Source organism: Kitasatospora sp. NPDC094016 (genome assembly GCF_040304045.1).
Taxonomy (GTDB): domain Bacteria; phylum Actinomycetota; class Actinomycetes; order Streptomycetales; family Streptomycetaceae; genus Kitasatospora.
Genome location: NZ_JBEOUK010000115.1, coordinates 1 through 1,030, shown reverse-complemented (window position 1 = coordinate 1,030; position 1,030 = coordinate 1). Strand labels below are relative to the sequence as shown.

Annotated in this window: 1 rRNA gene; it reads right to left on the bottom strand. The window is 55.7% G+C overall.

The annotated features are described in order from the left end of the window. Positions 1 to 2: 2 nt before the first annotated feature. A 23S ribosomal RNA gene (locus tag ABT015_RS37940) occupies positions 3 to 1,030 on the bottom strand; the annotation flags it as partial.

Here is a 1,030-nt window from a genome sequence, read left to right as displayed (position 1 = left end):
CTGAGGACAAGCCCTCGGCCTATTAGTACCGGTCAACTCCACCCCTCACAGGGCTTCCATATCCGGCCTATCAACCCAGTCGTCTACTGGGAGCCTTACCCTCTCAAGGAGGTGGGAGTGCTCATCTCGAAGCAGGCTTCCCGCTTAGATGCTTTCAGCGGTTATCCCTCCCGAACGTAGCCAACCAGCCATGCCCTTGGCAGGACAACTGGCACACCAGAGGTTCGTCCGTCCCGGTCCTCTCGTACTAGGGACAGCCCTTCTCAACACTCCTACGCGCACAGCGGATAGGGACCGAACTGTCTCACGACGTTCTAAACCCAGCTCGCGTACCGCTTTAATGGGCGAACAGCCCAACCCTTGGGACCTACTCCAGCCCCAGGATGCGACGAGCCGACATCGAGGTGCCAAACCATCCCGTCGATATGGACTCTTGGGGAAGATCAGCCTGTTATCCCCGGGGTACCTTTTATCCGTTGAGCGACGGCGCTTCCACAAGCCACCGCCGGATCACTAGTCCCTACTTTCGTACCTGCTCGACCCGTCAGTCTCACAGTCAAGCTCCCTTGTGCACTTACACTCAACACCTGATTGCCAACCAGGCTGAGGGAACCTTTGGGCGCCTCCGTTACTCTTTAGGAGGCAACCGCCCCAGTTAAACTACCCACCAGACACTGTCCCTGATCCGGATCACGGACCCAGGTTAGACATCCAGCACGACCAGAGTGGTATTTCAACGACGACTCCACAACAACTGGCGTTGCTGCTTCAAAGTCTCCCACCTATCCTACACAAGCCGAACCGAACACCAATATCAAGCTATAGTAAAGGTCCCGGGGTCTTTCCGTCCTGCTGCGCGAAACGAGCATCTTTACTCGTAATGCAATTTCACCGGGCCTATGGTTGAGACAGTCGAGAAGTCGTTACGCCATTCGTGCAGGTCGGAACTTACCCGACAAGGAATTTCGCTACCTTAGGATGGTTATAGTTACCACCGCCGTTTACTGGCGCTTAAGTTCTCAGCTTCGCC